The following is an 18,324-nucleotide window of genomic DNA, read 5'->3' as shown; positions in this document are numbered from 1 at the left end:
TATGAGTAGCTCATATTGCGAAACTATTGTTCAATTATACCTGTTTTTAATTAAGGTATTATTAAACAATCGCTATAATATTTTTTTTCGAATTGCCTCAAATTATCTGTTGCCGAAGAAGTATCAAAATAAGTATGTAAATTGCATCGTTGCCTCAATATCACTGTTGCCGAAGGAGGGAAACCGGCATGGGAGAATTGAGGATGGATTTATATTTAAAAACATTACGTTGGCGCTATCATCGCAGTAACCGCGCTCAGAAAAAATGTATATTAGATGATTTTTGTAAGATGCATGGCTATCACCGCAAAGCAGCGGCTAGATTACTAAGAGAGTTGCCGATTTCTGATAAAAAGCCAGGCAGACCAGGAAAAAAGAAGACCTATGATCCGGCTGTTCTTATAGAGCCGCTTAAAAAAATATGGCTTGCTACCGATCAGATGTGTGGTAAGCGATTAAAGCATGCCTTACCGCTATGGCTACCTCATTATCACAAGGACCTAATAGGGGTCTGACCAAAATATTAATTTAATAATCAATAACATAAATCTTTAAACACCCCAATATTTCCATTTAGAGGCTGTTTTCAGGGACTAAAATGACTTCTAACTAAAGAAGTAAGTACCCTGAGATTGTTTATTTAAAACGAAAACAAACATTACTTCCTAAAAAACCAATTTAGGCCTCAAAAATAGCTTTTAAGAATAAAACCCCGGCTATTTTATGATTTATCTTCTTGATTATTGGATTAATATTTTGGTCAGACCCCTATAAGATTCACTTTCTACTACCCTATACATCTGGCGTTTATTTCAATATACTGCCCACTTTTCCTAACAAGAATCAGCATGACAAAAAAGCATACTGCCGATTTGCATAATCATCTGAATGGCAGTTTTAGCCTGCTCTACCTAAAAAAAACAGCTGAAAAAAACAAATGCTTGGCGTTTTATGAAGACTTCGTGAATGTACGAGAAGAATATCTGCAACTGACAAGCAAACAACCAGAAGAAGGCTATTCTGAGAAAGTAATTGATTTGGTTTGGAAGCAATTCGGATTAATTCATAAGATTGTTCAAGATTTAGATGATATTTTTGAAGGCGTTTTGGATGTAGTAGGAAATTCAAGTGCTAAATACTTAGAGATAAGAACCACACCAAAAGCAATAACCCCCAAAACGCGTGATGACTATATTGAAGCATTTGAACAAGGCTTGCTAGAGGCCAATAAACGGTTCACGAACAAAAAAGCCGTCGGGTTATTGAGCTTGGACAGAACCATTCATACAGCAGAAGATGCGAAAGCATTTATAAGTCATATCAAAAATAGTCCGCATCATGTGTTGGCTGGCTTGGACATCTCAGGCAATCCCTCATCCAAAGTAAACCGAACTTTAACAGGCGATGCTTTAACTGAAACCATCAATTTAGTGTTAAATAGTGGCCTATCGATTGCTATTCACATGGGTGAAACGGACACCGAAATCGAAAAACAAGACACGGACAAGATCTTATCTACTCTGGAAAAATGGGTCGACTCTATCAAAAATAAAGGCACCAACCCATTACATGGAAGAGTCCGCTTTGGCCATTGCATTTTCTTGACTGAACAACAAAAACTAAGGATTGCAAAATTACAGGCTTCCATTGAAGTATGTCCCACTTGCCACAGCAAATTAAATTGGCATCTGGAAAAGTCCCCCCATCCAGTCGCAAGCATCTACCCTGATTTAAGCGACCCAATTGTGGTTGGCACGGACGACGAAGCCATTTTTGGCTCAGGCACAAAGCATGAATTTGATAAAGTACTCAGCTTTTTTTCAAACGTTAAAAACTTAAGCAGAAAAAAAATCAAAGAGCACCAAGCGGCTTTTCGCTTTACTAATTAATCGAGTCATTGGATAGAAGCTTAGCCCGGATTACGTCTAAGCTTAGTCCGGGCTAAGCTTGCTGCTTTTAATTAAACATTAGTGATCACTTTAAAGTTTTGGACATGAGATAAAACACCTTTTTCCCATCCATCTTGAAGCAGGGATTCTGCCTGATCTTTGAGAGTCATTGCAACCTTACCAGTAAAGTGTGCTTTTTGGCCTTCTTCATCAGAAAAGGCATCAAAAATTGCAAAAGTGTTATCATTAAGTTGCAAAGCAATCCAGTATGCTGTTTTAGGTTCTGTTTTATTAACAAGTTCAGCGGCATTTGATAGTAAAGCAGCTAGTTCATCTGCTTTGCCTTGCTTGGCTGTGAACTCTATATAATTGGCAACACCAACTGTAACCGGCTCTTTGGGTAATTTAGAAGATAGTATCTTGCTGTTTGCTATATTTTTTAATACACCCTTTTCCCAACCGCCAAGTACTAACTTGTCAGAGTTATTTTTCAGTGCCTCTGCAACCTTCCCGGCGAAATGCGCATTTCTTCCGGCGTTATCATAGAATGCATCAAAAATTGTTAGTTCGTTATCACAACCTTTCAATGCAAACCATATTTTTGTATCGGGTTCAGTTTGTTTTACTAATTTACCACCAGCGACCAAAAAAATTTCAAATTCAGTCGAGTCTGGTAGCTTGCTCTTCATTTTAATCATTGTTGCTTCATTAATTTGATTATATTGTTTCATAGAAATTTCCTCTTGCGCATAAGTATTGATTGACGAAAAAATTAACATCATTGCTAATGCTTTAATTTTATTCATAGAATATTCTCTTGTTAGACTACCTATTAATAGATAGGTATTGTTGTTAAAAAAAATCACTGTATCGTTTGATCGATATAGCCTCTTACTTCTTCCAAGAAAGTTAAATCTCCATATAATCGAGCTAATAATAATGCACCTTCTATCAAGGCAATTATTTTCTTGGCTATTGATAGGGCTTCCACCTTGGAAAAGCCATGTTCAACAAGGAGTTCTTCTAGCCAATCGAGTATCATTGAAAAGAATTTTTGTACTTGATTCTGGATAGCAGTAGGTAAAGATTGCAAATCTGAGGCAAACATTCCACCCAGACACATTTTATTTTCAGTGTGGAAGGTGAGTGATAGAACCGCGTCAAAGAACGTCTGTACTTTTTCCCTGATAGATAGAGACACATCACTATTAATCTCTGATAAGACTCTCGCTATTTTATCCGCATGCCAGGCTATTACTGCAACACCAAGATCTTCTTTACTAGGAAAATGATAATGAATGCTGGCAGTCTTAATATTAATTACTGTTGCAATATCTTTGAAACTAAAAGCATTGTATCCCTTGGTTTGGATCAACGCTTCTGCTTCAGTCAATATCCGTTCTTTTGTCTTATTTATATTCATGACGTGCGACTCTATCTACTCATAGATAGTTTGTCAAGCATATAAATGTTTTTGTTTGCTTTTCAATCCATAATACTTGATATCAATTCAGCCTGACATATAACAAGCGTAGCCCAGATTAGGCGAAGCCGTAATCCGGGAATGGAGCTAATTTACTTCACAGACGTTCGTCAGCTTTAAAGAGGTGGGATGACGTTAAATCCCGCATTAGGCTTCGCTAATACGGGCTAAGCTGGGGATGATTCAGGAGTTACTTTTGTTATATTAACCTCACCCCATTCAATTTACAAAAAACCCTTAAATGCCTATATACTCTATTGATATGCTCCCCAAACTCCGATCTAATGACCCTACTGTAAAAGAATTGATTTGCTCGGATGTCAAAGGATTCAAATTAAAGTTGCAAGAAGTTGAAGATCTTGCTAGGGCATTGCAAAACAATACGAACGTGGAAACCATTAGTTTTTTAGGTAATCCAGTCAATGCAAATGCTGCGCGATTGCTAGCTCAGTTCTTTACAGTGAATACCAGGTTAAAATAAGTTTATTTGGGCAATTGTGATCTCGGCTCAAACATTTCTATTATTCTAAAACCACTAGAGACTCATCCTGCAATGGTGTTGTTGGATTTAAATACCAATAAACTTGGTGATGCAGACGTACAGCATATAGCATCTTTATTGGAGAAAAACACAGTGTTAGAGGAGCTCGAAGTGGGGAGCATTTTATTCTGCTGATACAAAAACCATAAAAATTGCCTTGCAAAATTAGAGTATTATTTTGTATTGCGTTACAAGATCTGGTTTATTTCCCTTATGTGTCTGAATTCTCACTGGAAGGTTTCATTGGTAGCGCCCTACATCCATGGATTACTAAGCACATGGAGGAATATAATGAACAATACGAAGTAAAAAATACCTATCCCATTGGTCATTATTTGCAAAGTTGTCTGATAGAACGACTCTTCAATGCTTTTCCTACAGAAATTGCTGAGTTTCAGAAAAAATACTCTAATTTTAATGCCAAAGAAGAAATCCAAATTAATGCCGACCATGAGTTGCACCCATTAAATCAAGTGAGGCATGCAGCTCAGTTTGTTAAAAGTAAGGGTGGAGAACTAAAATTGACCCTTGAATCCATCAAAGCGCTGTTAAAACTTGAGTCCGGTGTCCGAGCTTGGCTATTACAAAGGTATCAACTCAATGGCAACCAACAAATTGGTGGTTTTACTTTACCAAAGAGTGTTTTTGACCAAATAAATAAATTTTTTTTTAAACTAGACCCAACGCAAGCTCGAGATGTTCAGAAGCAAGTATGCTATTCATTATTTTTAAATACTCAGCCCTCTCTGTCCTTGTGGAAAAAAATCTTCCCCTCTACGGATAATAAATATGACCGGATTGTCCCTCTCATTTTTTATAAGTTTGCAGATAATGTATTATTTTGTTGGGGAATGGTGGGATGGTTTTCCCGGCTGCAAGCAGCCGGGCTACTTGCTTTTGATAAATCCTTGATGCCAGAAGATTGAAATATGAAGCACGCCAGAATTAGAACAAGAACCGGTTCATACATGACCTGCTCTTGGCTACCGATTGCAAGGGCTGGTTGATTGCAATCGGTTTTCAGCGTCAAAGCAACATGAAGTAATGCGTGGAGATTAGCTGATTAAGCTGTGGGGCAGCGCTTTCTCGAGCTTATCACACACGATGTCTCCATGGGACCTCCAAAAAGCAAACGTTCCTTTGGTGAATTTAGAATACAGTCCCAAGCTGAGGACATGCAGAATGGATGCTATAAAGCGAGTCGATATTGAATCGCGATGTTCTTGCAGAGTGCTTCTGTTTTCTGAGAAACACTTAGCAAAATCGGATAGCCTTTGATCGGGTTTTTTCTTATTGTCTTGTAAAATGGCTTCTAATTTTTGCATTATTGTTAGTTTCTCATGATGTTGACTTGATTGGGTTCTCTCCAGATGGGCCTTATAATCGCTGCATAGATTGATTAGTGCACTTATCTTCTCGCTATAGATGGTGGCGATGACATCGATTGTTTGTTGCAGTTGCGATTTGAAAAAGCGAATTTGATTTTCAGGCTTGTGCCTGGTCTCCAAAAAGGAGAGGATGTGGGCAACGACGTCTCTGGGTAGCGCGGGCCGCCGCGGATTATTGGTTGAGTTTTCTTGCGTCAATAAAGCCATAGGCGCCAGGGCCCTGGCTAATTGGGACTCACCATTGCCAGACAAATGATAACGATGCCTATTTTCGCCTAATAGTCGCAGAAAGGCATCGATTTCTTTGGTGGATTTATTGATAAAAAGACCATTACCCCCTAGATGAACGCAGGTGACATGATTGGGGATGGTAGCTAGGACCTTTGCTAAGGCAGGGAGGTCGAGTTTATCAAGACCATTGTTGCTCAAGTCTAGGGTGGTGACGTGCTTTGGAATGCCCTGCAGAGCGGTTTGTAGACCCTCGGCACCGAGTTTATCAAGCTGATTATTGCTTAAATCCAGGGTGGTGATGCTCTCTGGAATGCTCTGCAGAGCGGTTTTTAAACCATCGGCACCGAGTCTATAAAGGTCATTTTTGTTCAAATCCAGGGTGGTGATGTTCTTTGGAATTTCCCGCATCAAATCGGCCAAACGATTTTCACCTAGCCGATTGAGCTCAAACCCTGCTAAATTAAGGTAGGAATCTCCTCGAGCCCGACATCTTTCAATACGCTGCCTAAACTTTGTTTCTATCGTTTGGATTTCATCTTTCGTAAACATTGAAAATACCTTCTGCTTATAGCAAAACGCAGATGCACTAAGGAGTTGGCTTTGAGGCTGGCTTAAGAAAAGACAGCGTCTACCGCTAGTTGCACCGAACTGTGTTTTGCATGAATCGTTAAAAAAATGGGGAGTTGGGGTTCAAGCCAACGTTTAGTGAAGGTATGCGCTTGGTATTATTTTGTGACTCGGATAGCGAGCCTGGATGTAAAAGGTGCCAGTAATTTGGGGTTGCCCAAGTGATTTCATGTGTGCAGCACGTTGGTGTTCGTGATGGGGTGACACTATATCAACAAGATGATTAAAAGCAAACCATTTGTTGGTGATTTAATGTTATTCTGCCTAAAAATCCACGCTTTTAGTCTTTGACGATTGCCGCAACGAATTCATTGCCATACAACAATCAAGAATTTTATCTTGTGAACATGGCTCATTAGTTGTCCATCCGGCATGATTGTCTTTATTCAAAATAAGCGAAGCAACCGTCTTGAAATGACAGTTGCATCGCTTGTTGTGAGAGTGCTGGTCTTTAGTTTCGAGACATGGAGTTGGGTGCCTCCGGATTGTTTTGAGATGATTTAGAGGATTTGATTTTTTCAATCGTCTCAATTGTTTTTTTCAATTGTTGCTGGAAAAATCCAATTTGATTTTTAGGCTTGTGGTTGGTATCCAAAAAGGAGAGGATGTGGGCGGCCACGTCTATGGGTAACGCGGGCAGCCGCGGATTGTTGGTTGAGTTTTCTTGCGTCAATAAAGCCATAGGCGCCAGGGCCCTGGCTAAAGAGGATTCACCATTCCCAGATAAATTAGAACGCCTTCTTATGCCTAATTGTTGCAGAAAGGCATCGATTTCTTTGGTGGATTTATTGATAAAAAAACCATTATCCCCTAGATGAACGAAGGTGACATGATTTGGGATGGTAGCTAGGACCTTTGCTAAAGCAGGGAGGTCGAGTTTATCAAGACCATTGTTGCTCAAGTCTAGGGTGGTGATGTTCTTTGGAATGCCCTGCAGAGCAGTTTTTAGAGCCTCAGCACCGAGTTCATCAAGGGAATTCCAACTCAAATCCAGGGCGGTGACGCCTTTAGGAATTTCCCGCATCAACTCGGCCAAGCGTTTTTCACCTAGCAGATGAAGTTTAAGCCTTGATGAATTAAGCAAGGAATTGCCTTGAGTTCGACATTTTTCAATACGCTGCCAAAATTCATTTTCTATTTCATGTTTCGTAATCATTTAAAATACCTTCTAGATATAACGAAAACGTAGATGCGCTAAGGGGCTTGCTTTGTGGCTGGCATAAGAAAAGACAGCATCTGCCGCAAGTCGCACTGCACTGTGTTTTGCATGAATCGTTAAAAAAATTGGGGTGTTGGGGTTCAAACCAACGTTTAGAGAAGGTATGCGCTTGGTATTATTTTGTGACTCGGGTAGCGAGCCTGGATGTAAAAGGTGCCAGTAATTTGGAGTTGCCCAAGTGTTTTCATTGTTGTAGCACGTTGGTATTCACAATAATCTGATATCATACAATCAAATTGTATAAAAGAAAACCATTTATTTGGGTTTTATGGGTTTCGGCCTAAAAATCTGGCTGCCATCTTTAAAAGATGGATTCTCAATTTAAAGATACAAGCAACTGCCTTGAATGAAAACTCAGCGCAGTTGCTATGGTTACTAGGGTTCCTTAGAGTCAAATGTAACCGCTTCGCTTTCTTCATGATTGAATGAAGGGTTTGCTTCTTTGTTTGAAATAGATACTTTATTGAAAAACATTAAAAACTTCGGCTTATTGCTTTCTAGTGAATTGAGCTCGCTTTGAAGACGTTTTATGTTATCAGCGTGGTCCCCAAAAGCTCTTTCAATGTTTTTTGCATTGCGCAAAAAAGCCATGTTGTTCAGCAAATAGGACCTAGAGGGTCAAGCCTTGCTTTTTGCTTTAAATAGGACCTAGAGGGTCAAGCCTTGCTTTTTGCTTTATGCCATTACTTATTCAAATATCACAAATAATAAATTGACTAAAATGAGTAGATAAATTAATTTTGTGCCTCATGGAAAAGTAAAACCTAAGGCAAATCCAACATGGTTAGATCATTACGTATTGAATATCCTGGAGCGTTGTATCATATAACTTCTCGAGGAAACAAAAAGGAGAATATTTACCTATCTGATAATGATAGAGTATTATTTTTAGACATTTTCTCTAAAGTAAGTTTGAAATGCAGCTGGGTATGCTACGCCTATTGTCTTATGAGCAATCACTATCATTTCCTTATTGAAACCCCTCTTGGGAACCTTAGTAAAGGAATGCAATTACTCAACGGGATTTATACACAAAAATTTAATCAAACTCATAATCGTGTCGGACATATTTTTCAAGGCAGATTCAAAGGAATCTTGGTAGAAAAAGATAATTATTTGCTTGAATTGTCTCGATATATTGTTTTAAATCCTGTGCGAGCCCAAATGGTTTTTTCCGTTGGAGATTGGCCTTGGAGTAGCTATCATTCGACCATAAATCCGCTAATAAAACCTTCTTGGTTATCAACAGATCTTATACTTTCTTTATTTAGTCAAAACTTACCAATAGCGATTGAGAAATATCAACAATATGTATGTGAAGGCATGGAGGTCCATACCCTATGGGATAATTTAAAAAATCAAATTTATCTTGGTTCTGCAAATTTTGTTAATGAAATGCAAAAAAAAGTTGAACTAGAAAAAAAGTTTACCTATATACCTCAGCCACATTACATGCCAGTCAAATGCTCATTACATGAGTACGAAAAAAAATCATCCAATAGGAATGATTGCATCAGGTTAGCATATGCCAGCGGTCAGTTTAGTCTGGCTGAAATTGGCGAGTATTTTGGTCTACATTATTCGTGGATTAGTCGCATAGTAAACATGGTTCATGAAAAAGCAAAAAGCAAGGCTTGACCCTCTAGGTTTAAGTATTTTGAATATACTTATATTTCAACATCTGGCATCAATAAAACTATATTTTGGAAGTACACTAAAGAGGCGCTAGAAGCAGGAGAAACGCAATGTATTTAAGGGAAAAATTTGTTGTAATTTTGAGTTGTATATTCATAAGCTCTATTGGATTGGCCATGCCCCCAGTAGAATTTTTACAATCATGTAAAAACAGTAAGCCAGCCAATGATTCTATAACCATGACCTTACTTGATGGGTTTGGCACCACTAATGATAATGAACCAGGTTGTAGAAATCATTTCGATTCTGAAATTAATGCTCAGATCTATGGAGCAGTAGTGTGTGATGACCAACCTTATTTAATAATTGCAAATAAAAAAATAAGTACAGCAACAGCTAAAAACTATTCGATGAATCCAAGTGTTAAACCAGATATCCCAATTCTTCGTTTTTCTGATTGGTGGAGAATAAATAAAGGCGATAAATCCTATCTATGTATACAAACATCTCTCTCAGATACGGCATCAGCAGCTAATTCCTGGCAATATTATCTAGTAGAAGACGCATTTGATGTGAACAAAAAAAATTACAATATTAGTTATTATTTTTTCGACAAAAATGTCTATAAGCGTTTTTAAGCTTATCACTCAGAGATGGGAGCATCATGCATCGACTGCTGGGCCAGTATTCCACCCACCAGTAAAAAATATTTGGGACGAAGGGGACAAGTGGGGCATCCGCATCATTTCTGAGCTAGAAACGTCCCTGCATCATTTTGCAATTGTGGGACGTATGGGACAAAGTACATTTCTTCACATAAATAAAAATACCAAAAACAATTATTGATTCGCAGTTCGCGATTCGCGAATTGCGAATTTGTGCTATACTCTGTTTATAGAGGTCACATTGGAACGATACATGTTAAAGCCACAAGACATCGTGATACTGTTAAAAATATTAGCTAGTGAGCGACCTGAGCAATTACTTCAAAAAGATTTGGCAACCTATCTTTGCATGAGTGCGTCTGAAGTGCATGAAGGGATGAAGCGATTGGAATTATCTGGATTGATTGCACCTGTATATCGTAAATCTGAAGAATCTAATTCAAGTAAAACTATTCGGATGCCCATACAAGCCGCTTGTGAGGAATGCTTGATTTACGGTGTAAAATACTTCTTTCCGGTGCAACTGGGAGTATATACACGGGGTATTCCTACAAGCTATGCAGCCCCCTTATTTAAAAAACATATCTTGTTAGGAGATGATCCCATACCTGTATGGCCTTATGCTGAGGGCGATCAGCGAGGGGTAGCTTTGGAACCATTGTATCGATCGGTGCCGGAGGCGTTAACAAAACACCCGGATCAAACTTTTTACGAGCTACTGGTTCTCATTGATGCGATTCGTTCAGGGCGAGCAAGAGAGCGTAAGATAGCAATAGAGTTATTAAGGGAGTTTTATGCATCAAAGAAACGAAAGAGCGACATCCAATTTAAGAATGCTGGAGTTGGTTGCGAGGAAACTCGGGGAATTGAACGATGAAGTGGTCTATCTTGGTGGCTGTACCACGGCTTTGTTTATCACTGATCCATTATCATTAGATGTTCGCACAACATTGGATGTGGACTGCATCATCGATGTTTTGTCGTTAGGCCAGTATTATAAGTTTGAGGAAAAACTAAAAGAGAAAGGCTTTTATCGATCGATGCAAGATGAGATCACCTGTCGTTGGCATCTTGATGACATCATATTGGATGTAATGCCTACAGATGAAAAAATTTTGGGTTGGGGAAATGAGTGGTATAAAGAAGCAATCAAACATGCTGTTGATCATCAAATTACAGAGGACATTACCATCAAATCTGTAACAGCCCCCTATTTTTTAGCGACAAAAATAGAGGCTTTTAAATCAAGAGGGAACTATGATTTTCTTGGAAGTCATGACTTTGAAGACATGATTACGGTGATCGCAGGATGTATTGATATTGCGGAGCAAGTGTACACTTCAAGTGAAGATTTAAAGAAGCACTTAAGGTTGGTATTCAATGATTTCTTAAAAAATGATGAATTCATGCAGTCACTCCCTGGCCATCTTAATGATGGGCCAGTGACAGAGCAACGAGTTCAAACTGTCATAAAACGAATAGAACAATTCTAAAGCTATCGGTGATGTACTGATGCCTTATGCTCTTGAGAATCCCTCAATAGACTTTTTAGTTCTTTGCGGACACACGCATAGTGATGCTGAATATCAGCCTACAAATAACATAATAGTAAAGGCTGGCGCAGCAGAGTACTACAAACCTACGATACAAGAATTAATAACACTTTAGCATCTTGAGTGCGGTAGTTCTATTTGGCTTCGTCCAATATGGATTATAAGTTCGTCTATTATGGATTATAAAAATGAGAGGGACAAAGGGTCAAGTGGGAAACCCTTATCACTACTGGGTTTATAGCGTCCCACTCCAAAATATGCTTGTGGGGCAGATGGGACAAAAGTACTTTTTACACTTCAATTAGTATCCTTTAAATCCACTTCTTTTTAAAATACCCTAACTCGCTTGAAATGCTTTTAGGATTCAAGTAAAAATTTCACAAGCTTTTAATGAACCGTAAATACAACGGTAGAAGTAAGAGCTTAGGAATTCATGGAAACGTATATCGCCACAAACAATTTATCTGCGATGGAGCTGGATAAAGGTTGATATTCATTACGCTGGATGCAGCAGGATGCAGGATAGGCGCAACATACAGTTGCAATGAATGATCAATTTTAAGAGGTTCCACTATGTCTATATTAACTATATCTCGCCTAGATCTATTAAACGAATTTGAATCAGCCCCAGAGTCTGCTTTATTTAGCCAACAAATCATTGCTGCAGTATTAAGCTGCTCAACACAACTACTCGAACGCAATCGATGGGCAGGTACGGGTGAGGATAAGACAAATAAAGCGGATCTTTTAACGTGATATAGATTTATGGCTCTAAAACGGTGGGCAATTTTTGCAGGTACATAACGGTTGTGAATGAGATTTACGTGAATATTTATTAAAGCTGACATTGAGAAAGTTGGACCTGTCACTTTTTTAACCTATTTTGATTTTCAAGATGAACCTATTCCTACTGTGCAAGACTGTATTCAAAATAATATCAACCATACAATGCGGTCCCTCCCATTTTACTTTGCTTTTAGAAGGTGATTTTGTGATGGAAAAAATAAAGGAGCATAACTCTTCTTTGTCACTAGGTGGCTCAATCATTTGCTCTAGATGTTCACGAATATAGTTAAGATAGCTATTTTCATGGCTACTATATCTAAATATTGTTCCATCATCATTTTCTAATTCATTTTTTAGGTGGCGAACAAATTCAATGCTCATAAAATGAATAACGCTGTAACAGCAGGGTATATCATTAAAGACGTTGAGCGATTAAGAAAACCCATGCAACAAGTAGCTAATTTTATACTTAGGCATATGATGGAGGCCGCGGATATTAGTTAATCAAAAAAATTTAATCGCTTGCACCGTAGCTCTAGCAATTCGAGATATTTTTCCTGCATCGGTTGAGATAAAAAACTGAAACCAATCAGCTCTTGCCATTTTGGTATTACCTGATGGAACTCTTGTACGATCCCATCGATGACGTTCTGGTTTAATCCTAATTTTTCAATCGCAAAATATTTAAGAAAATCACTCTTTGTTAAATTATTTTTTTTTCCTTTTAGAGGTAAAGCCAGTTCTTCTTTGGTATTTTTTTGAGCGATGGTTGAGTTAAGTAAATCGTAGGCTGGTGATATGGAAATTTTTCTATCCTTAGTAATTAAAGAAAAATTTTTTAGATGCATGTCTTCATTGCCGACCAAGAAATTAAACAACGTCAACTTAAATAATTTCACGAATTCAATTTTTGGGAATGTACAAAACTGTTCTATGACTGCAATTACTTTTTCCATAGAACTTTTATATTTTGTATGTCGATCTTCGCCTGATAGCTGTGCAAAATCTTCTAAAGCTAACTTTTTATTATGGCCTATTCTATCAAAGCGTTTAATGAAGTAGGTTAAACTGTTGTCTTTAGAATAAACCAAACCATGAACCGGAACTTCAAGGCCTATGGTTTTTGCAAGGGTCATAGTAATGGCTTCATTTTCAGGCAATTCTGGATAAATATCACTTTGTGGTTTTAAAATATACTGCCCATATTGATCAACGATTTCAAAATATCCCTCTTTAATCTTTAGTTTGGCACTTAGTTTCTTTTGGACGCCCTGAACAGACATCTTTCCTACACGAGCAATTGCTTCCTGTCGCTGCTCATCAGCACTTAAATCTAATGGGCTAAGATTTTTTAATTGAGGTGAAAGCAAATGCAGTCCACGTTGCGAATAGTTTTCTTGAACACTTATCTTTTCATAAGTAATAGGACAGTGTTTCATCTTAGTTCCTCAATCGTCACTGCGCCTACGACATCTTGGCCAACTAGTATCAATTGGCCAAAATAATCATTTTTATCGATTTTATATTTGCGTAATAATGCTTCAAGCATAATCCCTTCAGGTAGCAATCCTTCAAAAAAAGGGGGAAATACGTCAAAATTATAGATCTTATTTGTTAACGGCATGGTGAGAGAAACAGGTGCCCCCTGATAATCATTTAGGTAAGTAAATTGATATTTTTTACCTTCTAAATCCTCTAATATTCCAGCTCTAATGCCATTCACTGATACGTATGCTTTTCTCATGAATTATTATCCGTTGTTTGAGGAAAAGGCGTTTCAAATTTAATTTGGATATTTAACACATCTAATACTTTTAGCAATGTGTTCAAGCGCACTGATTCTTTCCCTTTTTCAATATCATAGATAACCGTCTTGCCGACACCCGCTAACCGGGCTAATTCCTGTTGTGATAAGCCGCTTTGTTTGCGGTAATAATGGATTAAATTGGAAATTTCGTGTTTGGGCATGAAACACCAAAAATTAGTTATATATTACTGTTATAGCAGTAAAAATGATAAAAATAAATTTATTATTGCATTTCTTTGCATTAATTCACCATAAATTACTGTTATGACGGTAAATTTGATTGATTTCCTGATTTTCCCATATTTATTTATTATAAATTCAAAAAAATTACTGTTATCGCGGTAAATTTGAGTGGGGAATAACAAAAAGTCATGTTTAGCCTCAAAAATATGTCCATTATGGATTAAAGGTTTGGCTAATATGGAACCGCAATAATGGGTTTTGTTAATTAAACAAACACTTATTGCAAGAAAATTATTCTGTTGTTATAGAAAATGGAGCCGGCGTACATTAGCATGTCAGATTTTTCCCTCCAAGGACAATATGATATGGACATACACCAGCTAACCGGTATTTTTTGCGAAATTGATGATTTTTGCAATATGTTTGATGCTTACACTCAAAACTACATGTTGACAGGACCAATGAAAGGTAAGCGAGGCCCTTCATGTACCTTAGCGATAAGTGAGATCATGACCATTTTGGTGATGTTTCAAAGCTCACGAGTTAGGGATTTCAAGAATTTCTATTCCGGCCTACTGTGCCTTTATTACAAAGGCTACTTCCCTAATCTACCTAGTTACGAGAGGTTTGTGCACTTGATGCAAAGGGCGATGTTTCCTCTCAACGTCTTTACCCAGCTCAAGGCAGGTCAACAAACAGGCATCTATTATATCGACTCTAGTTGTTTGCCTGTTTGCCACTGCATATTCCCGCCATAAACCTTTGATGCTGTTGCGGACTATGGGCATACGTCTGTTGGGTGGTTTTTTGGTTTGAAACTGCATCTTGTCACGAATGACCGAGGGGAACTGATGGCATTTAAAATTACTAGAGGTAGCCGCCACGATAGCAAGGAAGCAGTTCCACTGTTGAAAAAACTCAAAGGATTAGCCTTTGGTGATAAGGGCTATCTTGGCAAAAGGATATTTGATGAATTGATTTCTGGTGGTCTAAAGCTCATCACGAGAATGCGTAAAAACATGAAAGCCAAGCCTCAAATCTCTCGATATGAAAAGAAACCACTCAATCAAAGAGGTATTATTGAAACCGTCATTGGGCATCTTAAGCATTGCTTTCAAGTATGGCATACGCGCCATCGTTCTATGATGAATGCTTTGACTCATTTGGTTGCTGCATTGGCTGCATACACCATTGAACCACTGAAATTAGGCACTATTAAAATGCTAATGAGCTGTACAAATTAAAACCCATTATTGGGGTTCGTAATTGTTCGGTATAGAACGATTAGTTACGAAAATAATCATGAATAAACAGAAATAAATAATAAATTACCGAAAATTACCAAAAAGGGCTTTGCCAGTGACCAAAAAGGTCGAAAATAAATAGAAATAAACGATAAAACTCAAAGGATTGAATAACCAGTAATATGGAGAGTAGATTATGAAAAAATCCTTAACAGAAAACATAATGACTTCTAAAAAGAGCCAACAAAGAACTGATCTAAGGCCCAAGTAGAAGTTTAACCTTACTTATCGGGTGCCAATGGATTGGTTAGATGGAGAGGTTTTGGCATAATGCCCTAAATTATTTGTAACTACGAGGTTAGGTAAATAAATGAGTGAGTATCAGTATTATGAGTTTAGAACTGACGGGCGGAAACTGGACAGAGAGGCCCGCAGCACGTTAGAAGATTTATCAAGTCGAGCCATCGTTACAACAACACAAGCAATTTATACTTATTCTTACGGTGATTTTCGGTATGATGAAAAGGAAATTTTAGCAGATTATTTTGATATGTTGCTGTATATGAACAGCTTTGGTACAAGACAATTAATGCTTCGTTTGCCAGTTGATTGGATTGAACATTCGAAAATCAACCCTTATTGTGTTTCAAATGTCATTTCCTATTCTATTCATGGGGAATCTCTTATTCTGGATTTATGCATCTATGATGAAGAAGGTGGTGGCTGGATAGAAGGCGATGGTGTTTTGGATGATTTAGCGCCAATCCGTCAGCAACTTTTAAATGGCGATTTAAGTGCGCTTTATATCGCATGGTTAGCTGCAGCACAATATTATCATGTAGATGAAGAGGGAGTAGAACCACCTGTCCCGGACAATTTAAAACAATTATCTCCTGAGTTAGAGGCTCTTATTTCATATTTTGAATTAGATATGGATCTTGTTCAGGTAGCTGCCGAAACAAGTAAGTCTGTCGATATTCAAGAATCAGAGATGAATATTTTGATTTCGCAATTATCGGAAGAAGAAAAAAATACATTTCTCGTTGGTTTTATGCAAAACATGCCAGATTTGAGTTTTAAATTAAAAAGGAGACTACAGGATTTTATCAATTATCCTGAGCAAGAAGATTTTAATTCAGCTAGGACATTTGCCCAGCTAAGAAATCAATCAGAAGAAATAACAAAACTTCGTGAAGAAAAAATAGAAAATGAAAAGCGATCCGCCAGGGTAAAAGAACTGCAGCGCCTGGCAATAAATGAACCTGCCATTTGGCAAGAGGTTAATAATTCTATTCAATCAAAAACTCAATCAGGCTATAGGCATGCAACAAAGTTGCTGGGGGATTTACGAGAACTTGCAATTTATGCGAATAAAACAGACCAGTTTGAAAGTAAAATGATCGAAATAAGAAAAGAATTTAGCCGGTTATCCTCTTTTATGAGGGGTTTATATGAATGTGAATTGGCTTAATGTATTGAAAAACTGATGATTAATCAATACTCCTCTGGTCATCAGTAATGAAATTTTTATCGAGAAGGAATCATTGCCTAAAGCTTTATTGAATCGTTTGATTAGAATAGCCGCTTTTCAAAGTCCTGATTTTTATAAGGCACAGGCAATGCGGCTGCCTGTTTATGATAAGCCCAGGATTATTGGTTGTGCTCGTGATTATTCTCATCATATTGGCTTACCTAAGGGATGCTATGATGAAATTATCCCTATGTTTAAAGATCTTGGTATTAAATACACCGAGCAAATTGAGTTAAATGAAGGGCAAGTTATTGATATACAATTTTACGGTACACTAAAACCAGAACAACAGCTTGCTGTTGACTCATTAATCAAGAATCTATCGGTGTATTGTCAGCAACTCCTGCATTTGGAAAGACGGTGGTTGCAGCCTGGCTGATTGCTAAACGCTCAGTTAATACCTTAATTATTGTTCATACCAAACAACTGCAGACCAGTGGAAGGAGCGTATTGAACAATTTTTGAGAATTCCCTGCTAAGAAAATCGGTGCTTATGGTGGGGGTAGAAAGAAGACACATGGCATAGTTGATATCGCTTTAATTCAGAGTCTAGTGAAACATAAAGATATTGTTGCTTTTCTCGGACAATATGGCCATGTCATTGTCGATGAATGTCACCATATTCCTTCAATTAGTTTTGACGAAATGGTGAGGCAGGTAAAGGCTAAATATATTATAGGGTTATCTGATACTTTGGTTAGAAAAGATAGTCATCACCTCTGATTGACAGTTGGAATCGGATAAGAACCAACGGACTAACATAAGTTTTGGTTCTTATGGTTAAGGTCTAAATTCAGTCAAAATGAGTTATAGATGCATCAATTTGACTGATTGGTGGGTTGAATTTATACCAATAAAATGCGAGATTATTATACCAATCCCGAAGAAGTCCCGAAGCGGGTTTCTTAGGATTTAGGGTATCAAGTGTAACTGATTGATTTTACTGACTTTAATTGGTGGGCCCACTAGGACTTGAACCTAGGACCAACGGATTATGAGTCTGTAAAATAGGGGTTTTAGCCACTTTTACCAATTTTTAATTTCTTTTAAAAACCATTTAAAATCAACGATATTAAGCCATTTTTAATTTTATTGACAAATATTTGGTTTTAAATAAACTGTCTACATGGCGTCTACATGGAATTTTAGGGGTAAAAATGGCAGTCACTGAAAAAGGTATTAAATTAACCAAAACCATCGTTGATAAACTCGAGCATATTCCAGATAAAACCCAAACGTTTTATCGTGATAATGATTTAAAAGGTTTTGCTTTAAGAATTACTTCTGGTGGTGTTAAAAGTTTTATTGTTGAAACCAGAATCAACGGCAAGGTTAAAAGAGTGACGTTAGGCAAATACGGCAACTTGACTGTTGAAGAAGCCAGAAAGCAAGCCAAGAGTCTTTTGGGTAGTGTTGCCAGAGGCGATGATCCGATAGCAGAAAAGAAAACCAAAAAAGTTCATGCTATGACTCTACAACAAGTGCTGAATGACTACCTCAAAGCAAGAAAAGATTTAAAGCCACGTACCTTAAACGATTATC

The 18,324-nt window shown here is 37.7% G+C and carries 22 protein-coding genes and 3 pseudogenes; 16 read left to right on the top strand and 9 right to left on the bottom strand.

The window, feature by feature from the left end; genetic code table 11:
• The first annotated feature begins 203 nt into the window (after positions 1-203).
• Together Lwal_RS17785 and Lwal_RS16190 are read left to right on the top strand one after the other, a co-directional pair.
• Positions 204-515, top strand: a complete 312-nt coding sequence (locus Lwal_RS17785; protein ID WP_193787245.1) for a hypothetical protein — start codon at positions 204-206, stop codon at positions 513-515.
• Positions 516-848: 333 nt separating this feature from the next.
• Positions 849-1,889 (top strand): amidohydrolase family protein, encoded by a 1,041-nt coding sequence (locus Lwal_RS16190; RefSeq protein WP_058481820.1) that lies wholly within the window; start codon positions 849-851, stop codon positions 1,887-1,889.
• A gap of 71 nt (positions 1,890-1,960) precedes the next feature.
• Here Lwal_RS16190 and Lwal_RS16185 read toward each other — a convergent pair whose 3' ends face one another.
• Together Lwal_RS16185 and Lwal_RS16180 are read right to left on the bottom strand one after the other, a co-directional pair.
• Positions 1,961-2,695, bottom strand: a complete 735-nt coding sequence (locus tag Lwal_RS16185; protein ID WP_058481819.1) for a putative quinol monooxygenase — start codon at positions 2,693-2,695, stop codon at positions 1,961-1,963.
• Between the two features lie 56 nt (positions 2,696-2,751).
• On the bottom strand, positions 2,752-3,312 hold the full coding sequence (locus tag Lwal_RS16180; RefSeq protein WP_058481818.1) for a TetR/AcrR family transcriptional regulator: 561 nt from the start codon (positions 3,310-3,312) through the stop codon (positions 2,752-2,754).
• A 301-nt stretch (positions 3,313-3,613) separates the two neighbouring features.
• Between Lwal_RS16180 and Lwal_RS16175 the strand changes: the two genes are divergently transcribed.
• Positions 3,614-3,853, top strand: coding sequence for a hypothetical protein (locus tag Lwal_RS16175; RefSeq protein WP_133141275.1), 240 nt, complete (start codon positions 3,614-3,616; stop codon positions 3,851-3,853).
• Between the two features lie 338 nt (positions 3,854-4,191).
• Entirely contained in the window at positions 4,192-4,839 is a 648-nt protein-coding gene (locus tag Lwal_RS16170; RefSeq protein WP_058481816.1) for a hypothetical protein, read from the top strand.
• A 129-nt stretch (positions 4,840-4,968) separates the two neighbouring features.
• Here Lwal_RS16170 and Lwal_RS16165 read toward each other — a convergent pair whose 3' ends face one another.
• The 3 genes from Lwal_RS16165 to Lwal_RS17995 form a co-directional block, all read right to left on the bottom strand.
• Positions 4,969-6,081: a leucine-rich repeat domain-containing protein gene (locus Lwal_RS16165; RefSeq protein ID WP_058481815.1), complete on the bottom strand. Its 1,113-nt coding sequence runs from the start codon at positions 6,079-6,081 to the stop codon at positions 4,969-4,971.
• Positions 6,082-6,610: 529 nt separating this feature from the next.
• Positions 6,611-7,315, bottom strand: a complete 705-nt coding sequence (locus Lwal_RS16160) for a leucine-rich repeat domain-containing protein (RefSeq protein ID WP_058481814.1) — start codon at positions 7,313-7,315, stop codon at positions 6,611-6,613.
• 438 nt (positions 7,316-7,753) lie between these two features.
• Positions 7,754-7,969, bottom strand: coding sequence for a hypothetical protein (locus tag Lwal_RS17995; RefSeq protein ID WP_058481813.1), 216 nt, complete (start codon positions 7,967-7,969; stop codon positions 7,754-7,756).
• Between the two features lie 189 nt (positions 7,970-8,158).
• On the opposite strand from Lwal_RS17995, the gene Lwal_RS16150 reads away from it, so the two are divergent.
• From Lwal_RS16150 to Lwal_RS16130, 5 genes and pseudogenes are all read left to right on the top strand, one after another.
• Positions 8,159-9,016 (top strand): transposase, encoded by an 858-nt coding sequence (locus Lwal_RS16150; RefSeq protein ID WP_058481812.1) that lies wholly within the window; start codon positions 8,159-8,161, stop codon positions 9,014-9,016.
• 173 nt (positions 9,017-9,189) lie between these two features.
• Positions 9,190-9,651 (top strand): hypothetical protein, encoded by a 462-nt coding sequence (locus Lwal_RS16145; protein ID WP_231950967.1) that lies wholly within the window; start codon positions 9,190-9,192, stop codon positions 9,649-9,651.
• A gap of 280 nt (positions 9,652-9,931) precedes the next feature.
• Positions 9,932-10,555 (top strand): hypothetical protein, encoded by a 624-nt coding sequence (locus Lwal_RS16140; RefSeq protein WP_133141276.1) that lies wholly within the window; start codon positions 9,932-9,934, stop codon positions 10,553-10,555.
• A complete protein-coding gene (locus Lwal_RS16135; RefSeq protein WP_231950966.1) occupies positions 10,473-11,171 on the top strand; it encodes a hypothetical protein in 699 nt (232 codons plus the stop codon). Before Lwal_RS16140 ends, Lwal_RS16135 begins: the two co-directional genes overlap by 83 nt.
• Positions 11,172-11,804: 633 nt before the next feature.
• Positions 11,805-11,951 (top strand): annotated as a pseudogene (locus Lwal_RS16130) (DNA-binding protein); the annotation flags it as partial.
• 153 nt (positions 11,952-12,104) lie between these two features.
• Here Lwal_RS16130 and Lwal_RS16125 read toward each other — a convergent pair.
• On the bottom strand, positions 12,105-12,398 hold the full coding sequence (locus Lwal_RS16125) for a hypothetical protein (protein WP_058481809.1): 294 nt from the start codon (positions 12,396-12,398) through the stop codon (positions 12,105-12,107).
• Here Lwal_RS16125 and Lwal_RS17990 point away from each other — a divergent pair.
• Positions 12,396-12,521: pseudogene (locus Lwal_RS17990) on the top strand (integrase); the annotation flags it as partial. The gene Lwal_RS16125 and the pseudogene Lwal_RS17990 sit on opposite strands and share 3 nt — an antisense overlap.
• On the opposite strand, the gene Lwal_RS16120 reads toward Lwal_RS17990, so the two are convergent.
• The 3 genes from Lwal_RS16120 to Lwal_RS16110 are packed head-to-tail and all read right to left on the bottom strand — an operon-like array spanning position 12,518 to position 13,985.
• On the bottom strand, positions 12,518-13,456 hold the full coding sequence (locus tag Lwal_RS16120) for a lpg2370 family Dot/Icm T4SS effector (protein ID WP_058481808.1): 939 nt from the start codon (positions 13,454-13,456) through the stop codon (positions 12,518-12,520). The pseudogene Lwal_RS17990 and the gene Lwal_RS16120 sit on opposite strands and share 4 nt — an antisense overlap.
• Positions 13,453-13,761 (bottom strand): HipA N-terminal domain-containing protein, encoded by a 309-nt coding sequence (locus Lwal_RS16115; protein ID WP_058481807.1) that lies wholly within the window; start codon positions 13,759-13,761, stop codon positions 13,453-13,455. Before Lwal_RS16115 ends, Lwal_RS16120 begins: the two co-directional genes overlap by 4 nt.
• Positions 13,758-13,985, bottom strand: coding sequence for a helix-turn-helix transcriptional regulator (locus tag Lwal_RS16110; RefSeq protein WP_058481806.1), 228 nt, complete (start codon positions 13,983-13,985; stop codon positions 13,758-13,760). The genes Lwal_RS16115 and Lwal_RS16110 overlap by 4 nt, the downstream gene beginning before the upstream one ends.
• Positions 13,986-14,372: 387 nt before the next feature.
• Here Lwal_RS16110 and Lwal_RS17165 point away from each other — a divergent pair, with 387 nt between their 5' ends.
• The 6 genes and pseudogenes from Lwal_RS17165 to Lwal_RS16085 form a co-directional block, all read left to right on the top strand.
• Entirely contained in the window at positions 14,373-14,765 is a 393-nt protein-coding gene (locus Lwal_RS17165; protein ID WP_133141277.1) for a hypothetical protein, read from the top strand.
• Positions 14,766-14,780: 15 nt separating this feature from the next.
• Positions 14,781-15,251: pseudogene (locus tag Lwal_RS17160) on the top strand (transposase); the annotation flags it as partial.
• A gap of 370 nt (positions 15,252-15,621) precedes the next feature.
• Positions 15,622-16,722, top strand: coding sequence for a hypothetical protein (locus tag Lwal_RS16095; RefSeq protein ID WP_058481803.1), 1,101 nt, complete (start codon positions 15,622-15,624; stop codon positions 16,720-16,722).
• A 73-nt stretch (positions 16,723-16,795) separates the two neighbouring features.
• Positions 16,796-17,161, top strand: coding sequence for a hypothetical protein (locus Lwal_RS17985; protein ID WP_058481802.1), 366 nt, complete (start codon positions 16,796-16,798; stop codon positions 17,159-17,161).
• A gap of 173 nt (positions 17,162-17,334) precedes the next feature.
• Positions 17,335-17,505, top strand: a complete 171-nt coding sequence (locus Lwal_RS17980; RefSeq protein WP_231950965.1) for a DEAD/DEAH box helicase family protein — start codon at positions 17,335-17,337, stop codon at positions 17,503-17,505.
• A gap of 434 nt (positions 17,506-17,939) precedes the next feature.
• A partial coding sequence (locus Lwal_RS16085; RefSeq protein WP_157066293.1) for an Arm DNA-binding domain-containing protein occupies positions 17,940-18,324 on the top strand: 385 nt, incomplete at its 3' end.

The organism is Legionella waltersii, assembly GCF_001468085.1.
GTDB lineage: Bacteria > Pseudomonadota > Gammaproteobacteria > Legionellales > Legionellaceae > Legionella > Legionella waltersii.
This window is presented reverse-complemented; position numbering and strand designations above follow the sequence as displayed.

Coding starts and splice junctions, on each gene's coding strand:
- Lwal_RS17785 (WP_193787245.1), top strand. CDS start 204: ATGGATTTATATTTAAAAACATTACGTTGGCGCTATCATCGCAGTAAC.
- Lwal_RS16190 (WP_058481820.1), top strand. CDS start 849: ATGACAAAAAAGCATACTGCCGATTTGCATAATCATCTGAATGGCAGT.
- Lwal_RS16185 (WP_058481819.1), bottom strand. CDS start 2,695: ATGAATAAAATTAAAGCATTAGCAATGATGTTAATTTTTTCGTCAATC.
- Lwal_RS16180 (WP_058481818.1), bottom strand. CDS start 3,312: ATGAATATAAATAAGACAAAAGAACGGATATTGACTGAAGCAGAAGCG.
- Lwal_RS16175 (WP_133141275.1), top strand. CDS start 3,614: ATGCCTATATACTCTATTGATATGCTCCCCAAACTCCGATCTAATGAC.
- Lwal_RS16170 (WP_058481816.1), top strand. CDS start 4,192: ATGGAGGAATATAATGAACAATACGAAGTAAAAAATACCTATCCCATT.
- Lwal_RS16165 (WP_058481815.1), bottom strand. CDS start 6,081: ATGTTTACGAAAGATGAAATCCAAACGATAGAAACAAAGTTTAGGCAG.
- Lwal_RS16160 (WP_058481814.1), bottom strand. CDS start 7,315: ATGATTACGAAACATGAAATAGAAAATGAATTTTGGCAGCGTATTGAA.
- Lwal_RS17995 (WP_058481813.1), bottom strand. CDS start 7,969: ATGGCTTTTTTGCGCAATGCAAAAAACATTGAAAGAGCTTTTGGGGAC.
- Lwal_RS16150 (WP_058481812.1), top strand. CDS start 8,159: ATGGTTAGATCATTACGTATTGAATATCCTGGAGCGTTGTATCATATA.
- Lwal_RS16145 (WP_231950967.1), top strand. CDS start 9,190: ATGCCCCCAGTAGAATTTTTACAATCATGTAAAAACAGTAAGCCAGCC.
- Lwal_RS16140 (WP_133141276.1), top strand. CDS start 9,932: ATGTTAAAGCCACAAGACATCGTGATACTGTTAAAAATATTAGCTAGT.
- Lwal_RS16135 (WP_231950966.1), top strand. CDS start 10,473: ATGCATCAAAGAAACGAAAGAGCGACATCCAATTTAAGAATGCTGGAG.
- Lwal_RS16125 (WP_058481809.1), bottom strand. CDS start 12,398: ATGAGCATTGAATTTGTTCGCCACCTAAAAAATGAATTAGAAAATGAT.
- Lwal_RS16120 (WP_058481808.1), bottom strand. CDS start 13,456: ATGAAACACTGTCCTATTACTTATGAAAAGATAAGTGTTCAAGAAAAC.
- Lwal_RS16115 (WP_058481807.1), bottom strand. CDS start 13,761: ATGAGAAAAGCATACGTATCAGTGAATGGCATTAGAGCTGGAATATTA.
- Lwal_RS16110 (WP_058481806.1), bottom strand. CDS start 13,985: ATGCCCAAACACGAAATTTCCAATTTAATCCATTATTACCGCAAACAA.
- Lwal_RS17165 (WP_133141277.1), top strand. CDS start 14,373: ATGGACATACACCAGCTAACCGGTATTTTTTGCGAAATTGATGATTTT.
- Lwal_RS16095 (WP_058481803.1), top strand. CDS start 15,622: ATGAGTGAGTATCAGTATTATGAGTTTAGAACTGACGGGCGGAAACTG.